Raw genomic sequence first — 17363 nt, forward strand, 5'->3', positions numbered from 1 at the left:
TCCGGAAACAGCAGGTTCGGCCTCAGCAATCGAATCCTACGTGATTCCAGGGCCTTAGCCTATGCCCGCCAACCCTGGTGAATTATCCAGGCTAGCGTCCCCGCAGAAGCGCCGCGAGGTCCAGGTCGAACCGCAAGCCGATGACGAAAGCGTCCGGGGCGTCGTGCAGGCGGGCGGGGTCGCTGAACTGGTCTGGATGGATGACATATTGCAGATTGGGCTGGATGCGGATGGCGCGGTCCAGCTGCACGCCGTAGCTCAGCTCCATCATGATCTGATCGTCCGCCGGCGTGCCGCTGCCGCCCGCCGCTGCGCGGGCCAGGCGCAGGGCGTCCAGGGCGTCGTGGCTGTACTTCTGCTGGTTCACGACGAAGCCGATGGTGTCGTCGTCGCGTCCCGCGAAGGTGCCGCGTTGGACCAAGCCCAATTCCAGGAAATGGTCCTCGATCAGCCGGCCGCTCACGCCGGTCATCGCCACGCCGAACAAGGTCAAACCCCGCTGCGACGTATCGTCGGGACGCAGCACCATTTGTTCAAAGCGGAAGAACATGTGAATCGGCGCCGAAAGGGAGCTCCGAGCTTGCTCGCACTCAACAGCCTGATAAATCAGCAGAAATTGTATAGAGGACCAGGGTCTTGACCGGCGCCGGTCGGGACCCTGGTCTTTTATGGCTTTCTTCAGCTGTTTTAGTACGTTGCCTCGCTTTTCCTAAGAGGCCCATTTCGATGCCAGTTCACACCAAGGCTTGTGCCTCACCACAGCGACACTGCTGTCACGCGCTATTACAGTCTGAGGACAGCCCATGCCCCGCCGGTCCAAGGCGGCCCGGCGGGAAGGGAGCTTATCGTTCGTGACCGGTCGTCCGCACCGAACCCGGCGCCGCTTTATGCCCGTGCCGTCGTGTTGTCCGGCGCGGGCTTGAACACGGCCTCGACCTTGGTGTGGCGATTGAGCAGCAGCTTGAAGGTCGGGGCCTTTTCCTCCTTGCGGGCGCTGCCCTGGTGGATCAGCCATTTGTCGAACTGGCGGCCGGGCGTGGCGAGGTCCGCGGCGCTGAGTTCGACCTCCGTGCGGGTGCCGTTCATGACCTGGTAGGCTTGGGTGTAGGGCACGCCCTGCACGCTGAAGGCGGAGAAGCCGTCGGTGGACGATGCATCCAGCACCACCTGCTTGGCCGCCTTCAGGCTGCTGATGACCATGGCAAAGTCCAGGCGCTCGATCTGGGGTATCGTCGCCTTGTGGGGGACCTTGAAGATGGCCTTCAAGGTCAGCGAGGTCCAGGCCGAGGGCATGGCCATCTTCTGGCGGATGCGGTCGTTGGTATCGCCCAGGATCAGGTCGATGAGGTCCTTTGAGAAGGCGCTCTGCTGCGCCTTGCCAATCTTGGCGTCCTTAAAATCGTAACGGAAGGATTTGACCAAGGGGACAGGCAGGCGCAGGGCGTAGAGCTTGTCACCGTTTCGCACCACCCCCAGCTCGTCCACCTCCACGATGATCTCGACCTCGCCCCTGTCGGGCACGTCGCCCTTCGCGAACTTTATGCCCTTGAGGTCCAGGTCCGCCAGCAACTGCCGTTCCCAGTCGGGCTCAATCACCCCCAGCGCTAGGGTGGAGACGGTGGCGCTTTCGCCCCGGTTCAGGGTGGCGATCACGTCGCCCAGATCGTCGTCGATCTCGAAGCTGACTGTGCGGTCGACGGCGTCCAGCTTCTCCAGATCCCGGATCAGTCCCCGGCGGATGTCGCGCAGGTTGGCCATGAACAGGGGTTTCAGCGTGGCCACCCGGTCGCTGACGTCCTTGTCTGTCCAGGCGTGCAGGGGTTTGTTGCTCAAGAGCGTGTTCACCTGCTCATAGATCGTGTCCAGGGACCAGTTAATGACGATGGGCTTGAACAGCGCGGATTCGAAGGCGCGCACAACGTTGTACAGCGCCTCCGTCAGGGTGAAGCGCGCGCGGTCGCGCATGCCTTCCACCACCGTCAGGGCGTTGTTGCTCAACAGCCGGGTCCGGGCGGAAACCTCCTTGTCGAACAGGCCCGCCAGACTGTCCAGGTTTCCGACAAGATCGGCATAATCCTGGCCGACCTGCTGGCCCAGTTGGATGATGTCGTCATGGACGGACGCCCGCTCGCGGATCAGGTCGGCGATCTCGGCGGACAATTCCTTCCACACCGTGTCCTGGGCGGCCAGCTTGGTGATGTGGGCGTCGATCACCGCCTGCGGCAACTGCGCGGTTTCATAGGCCTTCTTCAGGTGGGCATAGGCGGGCGCCAGGCCCTTGCCGGCGGTGGACCAGGCGGAGGGTTTGGTTTCGGACAGCCTCTTGATGTCCTGTACCGTCAGCTTCTTCCCGCCTTCGGCGCCGGCCAGTTCCTTCGCTTCGTCCTTGGCCTTCTTGACCACCTCTTCGGTTTGCTTGTTGGCGGCCTTGTAGGCGTCGATGGTGTCGCTGAACTTGGTCTTCAGCGACTTGATCACCTCTGCCGGATCGGTGTCCAGGAAGTCGGTGGCCTCGGCCGCCATCGAGGTGGCGCCGCCCAGGATGGGCTGGCCATAGGGGATGACCTGGCACAGCGCCGCCGCCAGGTTGGCGGCGAACTTGATCTGGGCGATCTTGGCCGCATCCTTGGCGGCCTCATTGTACAGGCGGGTGTATTCGGTATCGAGCTTGGCCTGGACGTTGTTTTGGCTGCGCACCAAGTCCAGGATGCGCGGCTTCAGCTTGTCCGCTTTGGTCTCGGCATCCTGGATTCGGGCGGCCAGCTTGCCGTTTTCCTTACAGAGCAGGCGCGCCGCCGCTTCGGCGCTTTCAGCGGCCTGCCCCTGGGCCTGCTGCTTGGCCAGCACCCAGCCGGAGAACAGCAGTACTTCCAGCGCCATGTCGATTTCCATGCGGTATAGCTGGAAGGAGCTGGAAAGCGATAGCAACGGCGCGTAGCCGGCCGGATGCCCGAAATAATCCAGGTGGGAGGCCAGGCGCTGGGACAGCGTGGCCATTTCCGTCTGGGTCGCCCGCCAGTACGCGATGTCCTTGCGTTTCCAGAACTCGCCGGCGGCCGGCAGGTCTTCCAGGAAGACGGGCATGTAGATGTCCAGCAGGCGCCGCACTTCCCCCCTGTCGTCGGATAGGTAGCGCTCACGGATGAAATCCATGATCAGGGGCACCAGCGACGGATGCAGCCAGATATTGGCGTCCGTCGTCACCATCTTGGCCAGTATCGCCCGGCCCTCCACGCCCGGCTTGGCGTCGAAGCTCTTTCCGTCCTTGGTACTGTAGGACGTCGCCTTGACTTCCGCCGAGCCAGAATTGTCGTCGGAGCCCCAGAGGTGGACCTCGTGATAATAGGTGCACTCGTAATAGACGGACTCCCGCGGATTGCCCCCACTTCCGCCCCGGGCCCGCGGCGCCAGCGGCCCGGGCTTGCCCGCCCGGCCGGACCATAGCGCGGCGGCCCGGGTGTCGTTGGTCGTCAGTTGGCCGGCGGTACCGCCATCGCCGGAATCGCCTGGCGCCACGGCAGGGTCGCCATCGGTCGGCGGCTGGTTCGTTCCGCTCAGATTCTTGGATCCGGTGATGAACTCAGCCACCTTCCAGGTGCGGTGAATGCCCAGGACCGTCTTGCCCGTATGCTTGCCCAGTTTCACGGCGACCGTGGTGCGCATGCCGGTGTCGGTGTGGGACGAGCGGTCGACATAGTCGTCGGACAGGTACAGGTGACCCGAGGCGTTCTTGCCGTCGGCGCCGTCCTGGCCATGGCCGCCGCCCTGGCCGTCACCGCCATCCGTGATGATGCGTGCCAGGGTGCTGCCGCGCGGCACGGCGATGTCCGCTACATAGAAGTTGACGTCGCCGCCGGCGTGGCCGTCGGCGCCCTTGGCGCCCGGCGTCTTGCCGACGGAGTCCAAGGCCTTGGGCAGGGACCAGGCCGGGGGGGATGTGTCCAGGCACCCGCTGCCCACGAACTCCACCTTGCGGGCGTAAATGACCACGTCGGTTTCCGGTAGCCACCAGCGGCAACGGATGGTCAGCGTGTCGCAGACGACCGTCAGCTTCGCCACTTTCTGCCAGCTCTTGTCCTTGCCCAGTAGAGTCGCGCCGGTGGGGACGGTGATGCTGTAAATATTATTGCCGTCGTCTTTGTCGTCGATGACGATATGCAGGCCGGATATGGTCTTCTGCTTATCGTTCTGCGTGTTGCTTTGCAAGATCACGCTGTTGATGCCCGACGGCACATCCTTGCCTGGCATGGAATGGCAGTAGACCAACTGATCGTTGATCGTCAAAGGTTGGCGATCGGCCATGTTTTCTCCCCCAAATTCCCGCCACCTGATCCTGCTGCCCGGCGGCACAAAAGAAGTCTTGGGGGAAGCAACAATTCCTAGCAATATATTTATTGAGAAGATATGCGCGCTAGATTTGTGATTATTTCTGACAAGCCTCATTAGGATGTAGCTGCGCCCCTGGACTGACGGCAAAGTCGATCCCATGAACCGAACTATTAAGGAAGCCACGGTCAAACGCTAACGCTACGACATTCACGAGCAGTTCGAGCAGCATCTGAACGCCTCCGCCGGCGCCTACAATTTTGCACAGCGCCTCAAGACGCTTCGGGGCCTGACGCCTTGCATGCCGGTTTACAGCGGACGCGCAGGTAGAGTCGCTGACGACGTTGGACGATGTATGGGATGCTGGCCAAGATGGCGTCGCCCTTGTGTGTCACAGACGTGTGTCACACCGATCCGGGCTGGGTGCCTATTTTGCCAATTATCTCAAGCACTTAAGCCGAAGCATGGCGTCCCCTAGGGGATTCGAACCCCTGTTACCGCCGTGAGAGGGCGGTGTCCTAGGCCTCTAGACGAAGGGGACGAGGCCGTGTGAGGCCGGTGATGTACGCGAAGCCCCCGGGGCGGTCAAGGCTTTATTTCAGAAAAATTTAAAGGCGTGCTGGATGGGCGCGCGCGGCTGCTTTTTGCTTTGGGGGGCGGGGGCGGGGGCGGGGGAGGCCGGGAACCAGAGCGTGGTCTTGGCGGTTCATGCCCAGTCTCGGTTGTCCCAGCCTTGGTAGTAAGGGGTTCCCAGTTGCGAGGACCTGTCGCTGATGGCTGCGCTGCGACAGTCCCCAGGAGCAGGGGATGACGCGGTTGGTTGTCGCAAAGGAGCGGTTTATCAACGGGGTGACCCGGCCCGGTTGTGCCCACATTCCTTCATGCGAGTCCCTGTTGTCGCGGTGCAGCGGACATGCAAAGCTGATGCAGCGATGTCTTCTTCTCTTGAAAGGATCGACAGCGTGATTGATGAGCCTGTTCCGCCCGCGTCTCCCGACACCGCGGAGAGTGTCCCTCCGGTCATTTCCCCGAATGACGGGCCCGACAGCGATGGAGGCTTGGCCACGGAACAGGCGGTGCCGACCTCAGCACCAGCGGATCCAGCACCAGTGGACAGCGACGCGATGCGGGCCGCCATCGTCGCCAAGCTGATGTACGCCGTGGGCAAGAACCCCGAGGTGGCCAGCAAGCGCGACTGGTTCATCGCCACGACGCTGGCTGTGCGCGACCGCATCGTGGACCAATGGATGGCCTCCACCCGCGCCACTTACGAATCCAAGCGCAAGCGGGTCTATTACCTGTCGCTGGAATTCCTGATCGGCCGCCTGCTGATCGACGCTTTGATGGAAACCGGGCTGACCGAGCCGGTGCGCGAGGCGTTGGAAAGCGTGGGCGTCGACCTGGACGAGTTGCGCAAGATCGAGCCGGATGCCGCCTTGGGCAACGGCGGCCTGGGCCGCCTGGCCGCCTGTTTCATGGAAAGCATGGCGACATTGCAGATCGCCGCCCACGGCTATGGCATCCGCTATGACCATGGCCTATTCCGCCAGGCCATCAAGGACGGCTGGCAGCGGGAATATCCGGAAAACTGGCTGACCTTCGGCAACCCCTGGGAGTTCGAGCGGCCGGAGGTCGACTATTCCGTTGGTTTCGGCGGCTCGGTGGAGACGGTCGAGGTCAATGAGGAGGTGACACGCCATTATTGGCGACCGGAGGAGACGGTGGATGCTATCGCCTTCGACACGCCGGTGCCCGGGTGGCGTGCCCGCCATGTCAACACCCTGCGCCTGTGGTCCGCCCGCGCGCCGGACGCCCTGCGCCTAGACGCCTTCAACCAGGGCGACCACGTCGGCGCCCTGGCCGCCCGCGTGCGGCTGGAAGCCATTTCCAAGGTGCTGTATCCCAGCGACGCCACCCCGGCCGGCCAGGAACTGCGCCTGCGCCAGGAATATTTCTTCGTGTCCGCCTCCATGCAGGACATCATCCGCCGGCACAAGCAGCACCATGGCGACCTGGAATTGCTGCCGGAAAAGGTGGCCATCCAGCTGAACGACACCCATCCGGCCATCGCCATCGCCGAACTGATGCGGGTGCTGATCGACCTGGAGGATTTCGACTGGGACCACGCGTGGGAGATCACCACGGCCGTGTTCTCCTACACCAACCACACACTGTTGCCCGAGGCGCTGGAAAGCTGGCCCGTTCCGCTTATGGAACGGTTGCTCCCGCGGCACATGCAGATCATCTACATGATCAACGCCCGCCATCTGGATACCGTGCGGTCGCGGGGCGAACATGACGGCGGCGTGCTGTCCGAACTGTCCCTGATCGATGAGACGCACGGCCGGCGGGTGCGCATGGGCAACCTGGCCTTCGTCGGGTCCCACAAGATCAATGGCGTCTCGGCCCTGCACTCCGACCTGGTCAAGCGCACCCTGTTCCACCAGTTGGACCGTTTCTACCCCGACCGTATCGTCAACAAGACCAACGGCATCACCTTCCGCCGCTGGCTGTTCGAGGCCAACCCCGGCCTGACCCAGCTGCTGGTGGACTGCTGCGGCCCCAAGGTCATGGACGATCCCATGGCCCTGGCGGACTTCGAGAAGTACGCCGGTGACGCCGCCGTGGTGGACAAGTTCCGTGCCATCCGCCGCGCCAAGAAGGCGGAACTGGCCAACCTGATCCGCCGCCGCCTGGATGTCTCGGTCAGCCCCGACGCCCTGTTCGATGTGCAGATCAAGCGCATTCACGAATACAAGCGCCAGCTGCTGAACATCCTGGAGATCGTGGCGCTGTACGACGCCATCCGCGCCAATCCCGGCGGCAACTGGGTGCCGCGCGTCAAGATTTTCGCCGGCAAGGCCGCCGCCAGCTATCACCAGGCCAAGCTGATCATCAAGCTGGCCAACGACGTCGCCCGTGTGGTCAACCGCGACCCGGTGGTGCGCCGCCTGCTGAAGGTGGTCTTCCTGCCCAACTACAACGTCAGCCTGGCGGAGGCCATTATCCCCGCCGCCGACCTGTCGGAACAGATCTCCACCGCGGGCATGGAGGCGTCGGGCACCGGTAACATGAAGCTGGCGCTGAATGGCGCCCTGACCATCGGCACGTTGGACGGCGCCAACGTCGAAATCCGGGAGCATGTCGGCGACGACAACATCTTCATCTTCGGCCTGACCACCGAGCAGGTGGACGAGCGGCGGCGCAAGGGCATCGACATGGCCGACGTCATCGCCGCCTCGCCCAAGCTGGAGGAAGTGCTGGACGCCGTCGGTTCCGGCGTGTTCTCGCCGGGTGACACCGGGCGCTTCGGTGATCTGGTCAACGCCGTACGCTACCACGATTACTTCATGGTGGCGGCCGACTTCGACGCCTATTACACCGCCCAGCGCGCGGTGGACGCGCGTTGGCACGACACGCCGGCGTGGTGGCGCTCCGCCATCATCAACACGGCGCGCATGGGCTTCTTCTCCTCCGACCGTGCCATCGCGGAATACGCCACCGACATCTGGGGCCTGCCAAAGCCGGCGCTCCCGAGCGCCGGCTGAGGAAGGGCTGATGGCGCGGGCGAAAGGTGGCTCAGGCTGGACGGCGGATCCGGAGGATATCGGCGCCCTGCTGGGCGCCCGGCATGACGACCCGTTCGGCGTGCTGGGGCCGCACACGATGGGGCGGGGCACGGTCATCCGTGCCTTTGTGCCCGGGGCGGAAACGGTGGAGGCCGTGGACGCGGATGGCGGTGTCATCGTGCCGCTGACGCGGGTGGATGACGGCGGCGTGTTCGAGGGTAAGGTGACGGGGCGCAAGGGCCGCTTCCGCTACCGCCTGAGGTGCGCCAACGCCGGCGGCGCTTGGGAGTTCGACGACCCCTATGGCTTTGGCCCCATCCTGGGCCCGACCGATGACTACCTGTTCGCCGAGGGCACGCACAAGCAGCTGTATGAGAAGCTGGGCGCCCATCCCAAGGAGCACGAGGGCGTGCCCGGCGTGCATTTTGCCGTTTGGGCGCCGAACGCCCGGCGGGTGTCGGTGGTGGGCGACTTCAACGCTTGGGATGGCCGGCGTCACCAGATGCGCCGGCGCGTCGACAGCGGGGTGTGGGAGATTTTCGCCCCCGGCCTGGGGGAGGGGGCGATCTACAAGTATGAGATCGTGGGCGCGGACGATGCGGTCCTGCCCTTGAAGGCCGACCCCTTCGGTTTCGCCAGCGAATTGCGCCCCTCCACCGCCAGCGTCGTCGCCCGGACGGATCGCTTCACCTGGGCGGATGACGCCCATATGGCGCATCTGAAGACCATGGACGCCCGTCGCGCGCCCATCAGCATCTATGAGGTCCATCTGGGGTCCTGGCGACGGGGCGAGGGCGGGCGCCACCTCACCTGGGATGAACTGGCGGACCAGCTGGTTCCCTATGCCGCCGACATGGGATTCACCCATCTGGAATTCCTGCCCATCTCCGAATTTCCCTTCGATCCGTCCTGGGGCTACCAGCCCATCGGGCTGTTCGCGCCCACGGCCCGCTTCGGCACCCCCGACGGCTTCGCCCGCCTGGTGGACCGGGCGCACCGCGCCGGGCTGGGGGTGCTGCTGGACTGGGTCCCGGCCCATTTCCCCACGGACGTGCATGGCCTGGCCCGGTTCGACGGCACGGCCTTGTATGAGCACCAGGACCCCCGCCAGGGCTTCCACCCCGATTGGAAGACCGCCATCTACAATTTCGGCCGGCGCGAGGTGGTGAACTATCTGGCGGCCAACGCCCTGTATTGGCTCGATCGCTTCCATGTCGATGGCCTGCGCGTGGATGCCGTCGCCTCCATGCTCTACCTCGACTATTCCCGCAAGGAGGGGGAGTGGATCCCCAACCGGGAGGGTGGGAACCAGAACCTGGAGGCGGTCGCCTTCCTGCGCACCATTAATACCCTGGTCTATGGCGAGCATCCCGGCGCTCTGACCGTGGCGGAGGAATCAACTTCCTGGCCCGGTGTGTCGCAACCGGCCCATACCGGCGGCCTGGGCTTCGGCTTCAAATGGAACATGGGGTGGATGCACGACACCCTGGATTACATGTCCAAGGAGCCGGTGCACCGCAAGTGGCACCATGACAAGCTGACCTTCGGTCTGCTCTACGCCTTTTCCGAAAACTTCGTCTTGCCGCTCAGCCATGACGAGGTGGTCTACGGCAAGCGATCCATCATCGAGAAGATACCCGGCGACGACTGGCAGAAGTTCGCCACCGCCCGGGCCTACTACGCCTTCATGTGGGGCCACCCCGGCAAGAAGCTGCTGTTCATGGGGCAGGAGTTCGGCCAGCGCGCAGAATGGAATTTCGAACAGGGGCTGGACTGGTACCTTCTGGGCGACGCCCGGCATGAGGGGCTGCGCCGCCTGGTCCGCGACCTGAACGCCAGCTATCGCCGCGAAGGGGCCCTGCACCAGACCGACTGCCTGCCCGACGGCTTCCGCTGGAGCGTGGTGGATGACCGTGAGCAGTCGGTGATCGCCTTCCTGCGCTTCGCGGACCCCACCTCGGGCCAAGGGGCGGGCCAGGGGGCGCGGCCGGTGGCCGTGCTGTGCAACTTCACCCCGGTGCCGCGCCCAGCCTACCGTGTCGGCTTGCCGGCGGCGGGCCGGTGGCTGGAAATCCTGAACACGGATGCGGTGGCCTATGGCGGTTCCGGCATGGGCAATATGGGTGCTGTCATGGCCACGGACCAGCCATCGCACGGCTTGCCGGCGTCGGCCGAGGTGACATTGCCGCCGCTGGCCACGCTGTGGCTGGCCCTTGATGAGCATCAAGGCTGACAAGACGGGATGATTTGACAATTTCGGGCGGTACCAATAGCCGCCTCCCAGGGAGGGAAAGACCGTGACAGGCCCCGTTAAGCGTATGTCCAGGGCGTCCAGTGACCGTTTCGTTGGCAGGGGGCCGCTGGCCCGACACGCCATGGCCTACGTCTTGGCCGGTGGTCGCGGGTCCCGCCTCATGGAACTGACCGACCGCCGGGCCAAGCCCGCCGTCTATTTTGGCGGCAAGTCGCGCATCATCGATTTCGCGTTGTCTAACGCGCTGAACTCGGGCATCCGACGCATCGGTGTCGCCACTCAGTACAAGGCGCACAGCCTGATCCGCCACCTGCAGCATGGCTGGAACTTCTTCCGCCCGGAACGGAACGAGAGCTTCGACATCCTGCCGGCGTCCCAGCGCGTGTCTGAGGAGCATTGGTACGAGGGCACGGCCGATGCCGTGTACCAGAACCTGGACATCATCCAGGATTATGAGCCGCGCTACATGGTCATCCTGGCTGGCGACCATATCTACAAGATGGATTACGAGTTGATGCTGCAGCAGCACGTCGACTCTGGCGCCGACGTCACGGTGGGCTGCCTTGAGGTCTCCAAGGAGGAGGCCCGCAGCTTCGGCGTGATGCATGTGGATGCGCACGACCGCATCATTTCCTTCGTGGAAAAGCCCAAGGACCCGCCCACCATGCCGGGGTCGGCGGACCGCTGCCTGGCGTCCATGGGCATCTATGTCTTCAACACCGAGTTCCTGTTCGACCAGTTGCGCCGCGACGCCGCGGAGCCCGGTTCCTCCCGCGATTTCGGCAAGGACATCATTCCCTACATCGTGAAGCACGGGAAGGCGGTGGCCCACCACTTCTCCCGCTCCTGCGTCCGCTCCAGTTCCGAGGCCCAGCCCTATTGGCGCGACGTCGGCACCGTCGACGCCTATGCCGAGGCCAATCTGGACCTGACCGACCTGGTGCCGGACCTGGATCTGTACGACAACGACTGGCCCATCTGGACCTACAGCGAGATCACGCCGCCCGCCAAGTTCGTCCATGACGAGGAGGGGCGGCGCGGACAGGCCATCTCCTCCCTGGTGTCGGGCGGCTGCATTGTTTCCGGCGCGTCGCTGAAGCGGTCGCTGCTGTTCACCGGTGTGCGCGTCAACTCCTTCTCCTCCGTGGAAAACGCGGTGCTGCTGCCCTATGTCGATGTCGCCCGCTCGGCCCGGCTGACCGGGGTCGTCGTCGATCGCGGCGTCACCATCCCATCCGGCCTGGTGGTGGGGGAGGATCCGGAGGAGGACGCGCGGCGTTTCCGGCGGACGGCCAACGGCGTCTGCCTCATCACCCAAGCCATGATCGACCGCCTCAAGGTCTGAAGGATAGATGCCCATGCCGATTTCCGTGCTCTCGGTCGCCTCGGAGGTGTTCCCCCTGATCAAGACCGGGGGGCTGGCGGATGTCGTCGGGGCCCTGCCTGGGGCCTTGGCGGCGGAGGATGTGGCGGTCACCACTTTGGTGCCGGGATATCCCGCTGTGACCGAGGCCCTGCGCGAGGGGCGGGAGGTCCACACCTTCGCCGACCTGTTCGGCGGCCCCGCCCGGCTGGTGGCGGGATCGGCCCATGGCTTGTCCCTTATCGTGGTGGATGCGCCGCATCTCTTTGCCCGCTCGGGCAATCCCTATATCGGGCCCGACGGCCGGGATTGGCAGGACAACGCCTTGCGCTTCGCGGCCCTGTCCCGCGCGGCGGCGGAGATCGGGCTGGGCCGGGGCGGTGTGCCCCAGCCCGATATCGTCCATGCCCATGACTGGCAGGCGGGCCTGGCGCCGGCCTACCTGACCTATGACGGGTGGCGGCGCCCGGCCACGGTGATGACGGTGCACAACCTTGCCTTCCAGGGGCAGTTCGAGGCCACGCTGCTGCCCCGTCTGGGCCTGCCGCCGCATTCTTTCGGCATGGAGGGGGTCGAGTATTACGGCGCCGTGGGCTACCTCAAGGCGGGACTGCAACTGGCCGACCACATCACCACGGTGTCCCCCACCTACGCCCAGGAAATCCGGGGGCGGGACGCCGGCATGGGCCTGGACGGCCTGTTGCGCGCCCGGTCCGGCCAACTGTCCGGCATCATCAACGGGGTGGACATCGCCATCTGGGATCCGGCCAACGATCCCTTCCTGCCCGCCCCGTTCTCGGCCAAGCAGCTCAAGGGACGGGCGGCGGCCAAGGCGGCGCTGCAAGAGCGTTTCGGCCTGGCGACAGATCCCAACGCCCTGCTGTTCGGTGTGGTCAGCCGCCTGTCCTGGCAGAAGGGGCTGGACCTGCTGCTGGAGGCCATCCCCACCCTGATCGCCGCCGGCGGTCAGCTGGTGCTGCTGGGGGCGGGGGAGCCGGCGCTGGAGCGCGGCTACCGCAACGCCGCCGCCGCCCATCCCGGCCGCATCGGCTGTGTCATCGGCTATGATGAGCCGCTGGCCCATCTCATTCAGGGCGGGGCGGAGGCGCTGATCGTGCCCTCGCGGTTCGAGCCCTGCGGCCTGACCCAGCTCTATGCCCTGCGCTATGGCGCCATCCCCGTCGTGTCCAGCGTGGGCGGTCTGGCCGACACGGTGATCGACGCCAACGAGATGGCGGTGGCCGCCGGGGTCGGTACCGGCGTGCGGTTTCAGCCCACCTCGACCCTGGCGCTGGAGGGGGCGATCCAGCGCACCGCCGGCCTCTACGCCGACCCGGCGGTGTGGAAGCGCCTGCGCCGCAACGCCATGGCGACAGACGTGTCCTGGACCAACCCCGCCCGGCGCTATGCCGCGCTCTACCGCGACCTGCTCAGGGAACGCGGCCCGTGAGCGGCGCGCTGGTGGACGGCCCTTCCGGGGAACGGGTGAGGCACCGCCCCACCGACGGTCCCGGCCAGCCCGAGCCCTTGGGCGTGAGCGTGGTAGACGGCGGCATCAACGTCGCCGTCTATTCCGCCCACGCCACGGCCATCGACCTCTGCCTATTCGAGGGCGGGGCGGAGGTGGCGCGGGTGACGCTGACGGAGCGGACGGGCGATGTCTTCCACGGTTTCGTAGCCGGCGTCGCGGCGGGTCAGCGCTACGGCCTGCGCGCCCACGGGCCCTTCGACCCACGCGCCGGCCATCGCTTCAACCCGGCGAAGCTGCTGCTGGATCCGTACGCCACCCGCCTGGACGGCCCGTTCATCCTGCATCCCAGCCAGTTCAGCCATCGGCTGGGCGATCCCGACGCCGACTTGGGCGCCGACCCGGTCGATAGCGCCCCTCATGTGCCCAAGGCGGTGGTGGAGGCGCCCTTCGATCCCGGCCCGGTGATGCGGCCCCGGGTCCCCTGGGACCGGACCGTGGTTTACGAATGTCCCGTGAAGGGCTTTACCGCCCTGCACGACCGGGTGCCGGAGGCGATACGGGGCACCTTCGCCGGTTTGGGTCATCCCGCGGCCGTGGATTATCTGAAGCGCCTGGGCGTGACCACGCTGGAGATCCTGCCGGCCATGGCCTGGGTGGATGAGCGTCACCTGCCGCCACTGGGGCTCACCAACGCCTGGGGCTATAACCCCATCGCCTTCCACGCGCCCGATCCCCGCCTGGCCCCGGGTGGCTGGGCGGAGGTGCGTGCCGCCGTGGCGGCCCTGCACGCCGCCGGTATCGAGGTCATCCTGGACGTGGTGCTGAACCACTCCGGCGAGTCTGACGAACTGGGCCCCACCCTCAGCCTGCGCGGGCTGGACAACGCGCGATACTACCGCCTGCGCCCGGATGATCGGCGCTATTACGTCAATGACACCGGCTGCGGCAACACTCTGCCGGTTGACCGGCCGGTCCTGATGCGTCTGGCGCTGGACGCCTTGCGCACCTGGGCGGTCCGCGCCGGGCTCGATGGCTTTCGCTTCGACCTGGCTGCCACCCTGGGGCGGACCGGGAGCGGCTTCGATCCCGACAGCCCCTTCCTGTCGGCCCTGGCGCAGGACCCGGTGCTGCGCGACCTCAAGCTGATCGCGGAGCCGTGGGACATTGGTCCTGGCGGCTATCAGCCCGGCGGTTTCCCGGCCGCCTGGGGCGAATGGAACGACAAGTTCCGCGACGACGTGCGGCGCTTCTGGCGGAGCGACGACCATAAGGTGGGGGCGCTGGCCACGCGCTTGGCGGGATCGTCCGACCTGTTCGGGGCCAAGCGCCGTCCGTCACGCAGCGTCAATTTCATCGTCGCCCATGACGGTTTCAGCCTGGCCGACCTGGTCGCCTACCAGGGCAAGCATAACGAGGCCAATGGTGAGGCCAACCGCGACGGCACCGACGACAATGCCAGTTGGAACCATGGGGTGGAGGGGGCCAGCGACGATCCCGCTGTCATTGCCGCCCGCCGCCGTGACCTGCGCGCCCTGATCGCCACGCTGGTGGTGGCGCGGGGCACACCCATGCTGGGCATGGGGGCCGAAGCGGGGCGCAGCCAGGATGGCAACAACAACGCCTATGCCCAGGACAATCGCCTGAATTGGCTGGATCATGGCGCCATCGATACCGGCCTTTATGATTTCACCCGGCGCGCCATCGCCCTGCGGCGCGACCATCCCGCGCTGCGGGCCGACCACTTCCTGACGGGCGAGCCCGGTCCCGACGGCGTGCCCGATGTGGAATGGCTGCGCCTGGATGGCCAGGCCATGACGGAGGGCGACTGGGGCGGCGAGAGTGCCTTGGTCGCCGTGTTCGCCGCCCCTGCGGAGCAAGGCGCGATGGATCGCGTCGCCGTCCTTCTGAACCGGGGATGGCAGGAACGGACGGCGGTCCCTCCCTGGAACCGGCCTGGTCACGTTTGGCACCAGGTGCTGGACAGCGGTGCCAACGGCGGGGGGGAGGACGTGGCCATGGCCGGCCCCTTCACCCTGGGCGCCCGCAGCGTGGTTGTCCTGGCGGAGCGTGCGGCCAACCCCGGGCACCGGCGCGGCCTCCCCACGTCCGACCTCCTGGATCGCTACGCCCGCGCAGCGGGCATCGCGCCCGACTGGTGGGATGAGATGGGGGGGCACCATACGGTGCCGGATGACAGCAAGCGCGCGCTGCTGGGGGCCATGGGGATGGACGCCGACACCCTCGGGGCGGTGCGCGACGGGCTGGAGCGACTGTCCAACGACGGCCCGTTCCGTCCGCTGCCCCGCACGGTGGTGGCGACCGCAGGCCAGGCGGTGCGCTTGACCCTACCGGACGCGGGAAGCCGCGCCGACTTGGTTCTGTATCTGGAAGGTGGTGAGGCGCGCACGTTCAAGGTGCCGGATGGTGACCGCCACTCCTTCACGGCTCCCGATGGCCGGCGCGGCATGGCAGTGACGGTGGAGATCGGCCCGCTGCCGGCGGGCGTCCACCGCGTGTCCTTGGCCCACCGGCCAGAGGTGGCAGCAACGGTGGTGGTGGCGCCGCCGCGTGCCCATTGGCCGGCGGCGTTATCCGAGGGGCGCCGCTTCGGCATAGGCGCGCATCTCTATGCCTTGCGTCGCCGGGGGGATCAAGGCGTGGGGGATTTCACCACCCTGGCCCGCCTGGGGGCCGGGGCGGGCGGCCTGGGCGCCGCCACCGTCGGCATCAATCCGCTCCACGCCCTGTTCGGGGGCGACCGGGAACGGGCCAGCCCTTATCATCCCTCGGATCGCCGGTTCCTGGATCCCCTCTACATCGACGTCGCCGCGCTGGGTGACGCCGACCCCTTGGGCGCTGCGGCCAACCTGCTGGCGAAAGAGGGCTCGGCGGTGGACACTTTGGCGGCCCGCCGCGCCATCGACTATCCGGCGGTGTGGGCCTTGAAGCGCCGGGCACTGGCGGCGGTCCATGCCGGTTTCGGGGATTTGGCCCGGCGACAGCCGGACCATCCGGCTGTGCGGGACCTAGCCGCCTTCCGCGCGGCCGGCGGCGACAGCTTGGCGCGCTTCGCCCGGTTCGAGGCGCTGGCCGACGCGCACCTGGGGCCCTGGACCACATGGCCGGAGGCCGCGCGCACGCCTGAGGCGTCCGTCGCCGCTGGGGAGACCGATTTCCATAGCTGGCTGCAATGGCTGGCCGACCGCCAACTCGCCGCCGCGGCTCAGGCGGCGGCGCAGGGGGGGCTGCGGCTCGGCTTTTACCGCGACTTGGCGGTGGGCGCGGCCCCGGATGGGGCGGAGACCTGGGGGACGCCGGGGGCTTTCGCCCTGGGCGCCTCCGTGGGCGCCCCGCCCGATCTGTTCTCTGCCGAGGGGCAGGTGTGGAACCTTCCGCCTCCTATCCCCCTAGTGCAGGAGGCGACGGCCGGCGCCGCGTTCGCCGAGTTGCTGGCGGCCAACATGCGCCATGCCGGCCTGCTGCGTGTCGATCACGTCATGGGCCTGAACCGCCTGTTCTGGGTCCCCAACGGCGCCTCCGGCCGCGATGGCGCCTATGTCCGGGCGCCGTTCGATGTGCTGTTGGCCCGGCTGCTGCTGGAAAGCCACCGTGCCGGCGTGGCCGTGGTGGGGGAGGATTTGGGCACCGTCCCCGAAGGCTTCCGCGAGCGGCTGACCGATGCCGGTATCCTGTCCTACCGGGTGCTGTGGTTCGAGCGGGAGGGGGGGCGCTTCCGCGACCCGGTGCGCTGGCCGGCCAACGCCGCCGCCTGCGTCTCGACCCATGATCTGCCGACCTTGACGGGCTGGTGGACAGGGGCCGACATCGCGGAAAAGCGCAGCCTCGGCCTGTTGACCGACACCGCGTCCGCGGAGGCGCACGCGGCCCGGCGACGGGAGAGGCGCGTCCTGCTGGATCAGGTGGCCGCCGCCGGCCTGCTGCCGGCTGCCGACCTTCCTGCCGAGGAAGGGGACCTGGACGACGCGGTGGCGGCTGCCATTCATGCCTTCGTCGCGGCGGCGCCGTCGGCTCTGATGCTGGCCCAGGCCGACGACTTGGCCGGGGAGGGGGAGGCCGTGAACCTGCCGGGCACGGATCGGGAGCGGCCCAACTGGCGCCGCCGCCTGCTCCCGGATTTGGATGCCATCCTGTCTTCAGACAGAAGCCGCGCCATCCTGTCGGCGTCCGCCCAGGGGCGCAACGCCCCGTCGGCGGCTCCCGACCGGCGGTAAAATCCCGTGGGGCCCCCTTAAACCCGCGTGCGCGCGAGCATATATAGGGGTTCTGAGGTTCGGCAAAAATCGTCATGGTGCTGCAAGATTTCTGTAGACAGGCCCCGGGTGGGGTCTCTATAACCCCGTTCACCGACGCGGCGGGCGA

At 66.6% G+C, this 17363-nt stretch carries 7 protein-coding genes, 1 tRNA gene and 1 pseudogene; 6 read left to right on the plus strand and 3 right to left on the minus strand.

Annotated features, from left to right (window positions below; genetic code table 11):
* Positions 1-91: 91 nt before the first annotated feature.
* The gene (locus FBZ90_RS27470) at positions 92-550 is read right to left on the minus strand and encodes a carbohydrate porin (RefSeq protein ID WP_145736914.1); all 459 of its coding nucleotides are present in this window, start codon (positions 548-550) and stop codon (positions 92-94) included.
* Positions 551-885: 335 nt separating this feature from the next.
* Positions 886-4302, minus strand: coding sequence for a hypothetical protein (locus tag FBZ90_RS27475; RefSeq protein WP_145736916.1), 3417 nt, complete (start codon positions 4300-4302; stop codon positions 886-888).
* A 157-nt stretch (positions 4303-4459) separates the two neighbouring features.
* Between FBZ90_RS27475 and FBZ90_RS28560 the strand changes: the two are divergent.
* A pseudogene (locus FBZ90_RS28560) lies at positions 4460-4624 on the plus strand (IS481 family transposase); the annotation flags it as partial.
* 167 nt (positions 4625-4791) lie between these two features.
* On the opposite strand, the gene FBZ90_RS27485 reads toward FBZ90_RS28560, so the two are convergent.
* Positions 4792-4867: transfer RNA gene (locus FBZ90_RS27485), tRNA-Glu, on the minus strand.
* Between the two features lie 517 nt (positions 4868-5384).
* On the opposite strand from FBZ90_RS27485, the gene FBZ90_RS27490 reads away from it, so the two are divergent.
* The 5 genes from FBZ90_RS27490 (at position 5385) to glgX (ending at position 17215) form a co-directional block, all read left to right on the plus strand.
* Entirely contained in the window at positions 5385-7874 is a 2490-nt protein-coding gene (locus tag FBZ90_RS27490) for a glycogen/starch/alpha-glucan phosphorylase (RefSeq protein WP_420872623.1), read from the plus strand.
* A 10-nt stretch (positions 7875-7884) separates the two neighbouring features.
* Positions 7885-10128, plus strand: a complete 2244-nt coding sequence (gene glgB / locus FBZ90_RS27495) for a 1,4-alpha-glucan branching protein GlgB (protein WP_145736919.1) — start codon at positions 7885-7887, stop codon at positions 10126-10128.
* Positions 10129-10213: 85 nt separating this feature from the next.
* Complete coding sequence (glgC, locus tag FBZ90_RS27500) at positions 10214-11494, plus strand: glucose-1-phosphate adenylyltransferase (RefSeq protein WP_145736930.1); 1281 nt, start codon at positions 10214-10216, stop codon at positions 11492-11494.
* A gap of 13 nt (positions 11495-11507) precedes the next feature.
* On the plus strand, positions 11508-12962 hold the full coding sequence (gene glgA, locus FBZ90_RS27505; RefSeq protein ID WP_145736923.1) for a glycogen synthase GlgA: 1455 nt from the start codon (positions 11508-11510) through the stop codon (positions 12960-12962).
* A complete protein-coding gene (glgX, locus tag FBZ90_RS27510; RefSeq protein ID WP_211102380.1) occupies positions 12959-17215 on the plus strand; it encodes a glycogen debranching protein GlgX in 4257 nt (1418 codons plus the stop codon). The genes glgA and glgX overlap by 4 nt, the downstream gene beginning before the upstream one ends.
* Positions 17216-17363 lie beyond the last annotated feature (148 nt).

It is taken from the genome of Nitrospirillum pindoramense, assembly GCF_007827955.1.
Lineage (GTDB): Bacteria > Pseudomonadota > Alphaproteobacteria > Azospirillales > Azospirillaceae > Nitrospirillum > Nitrospirillum amazonense_B.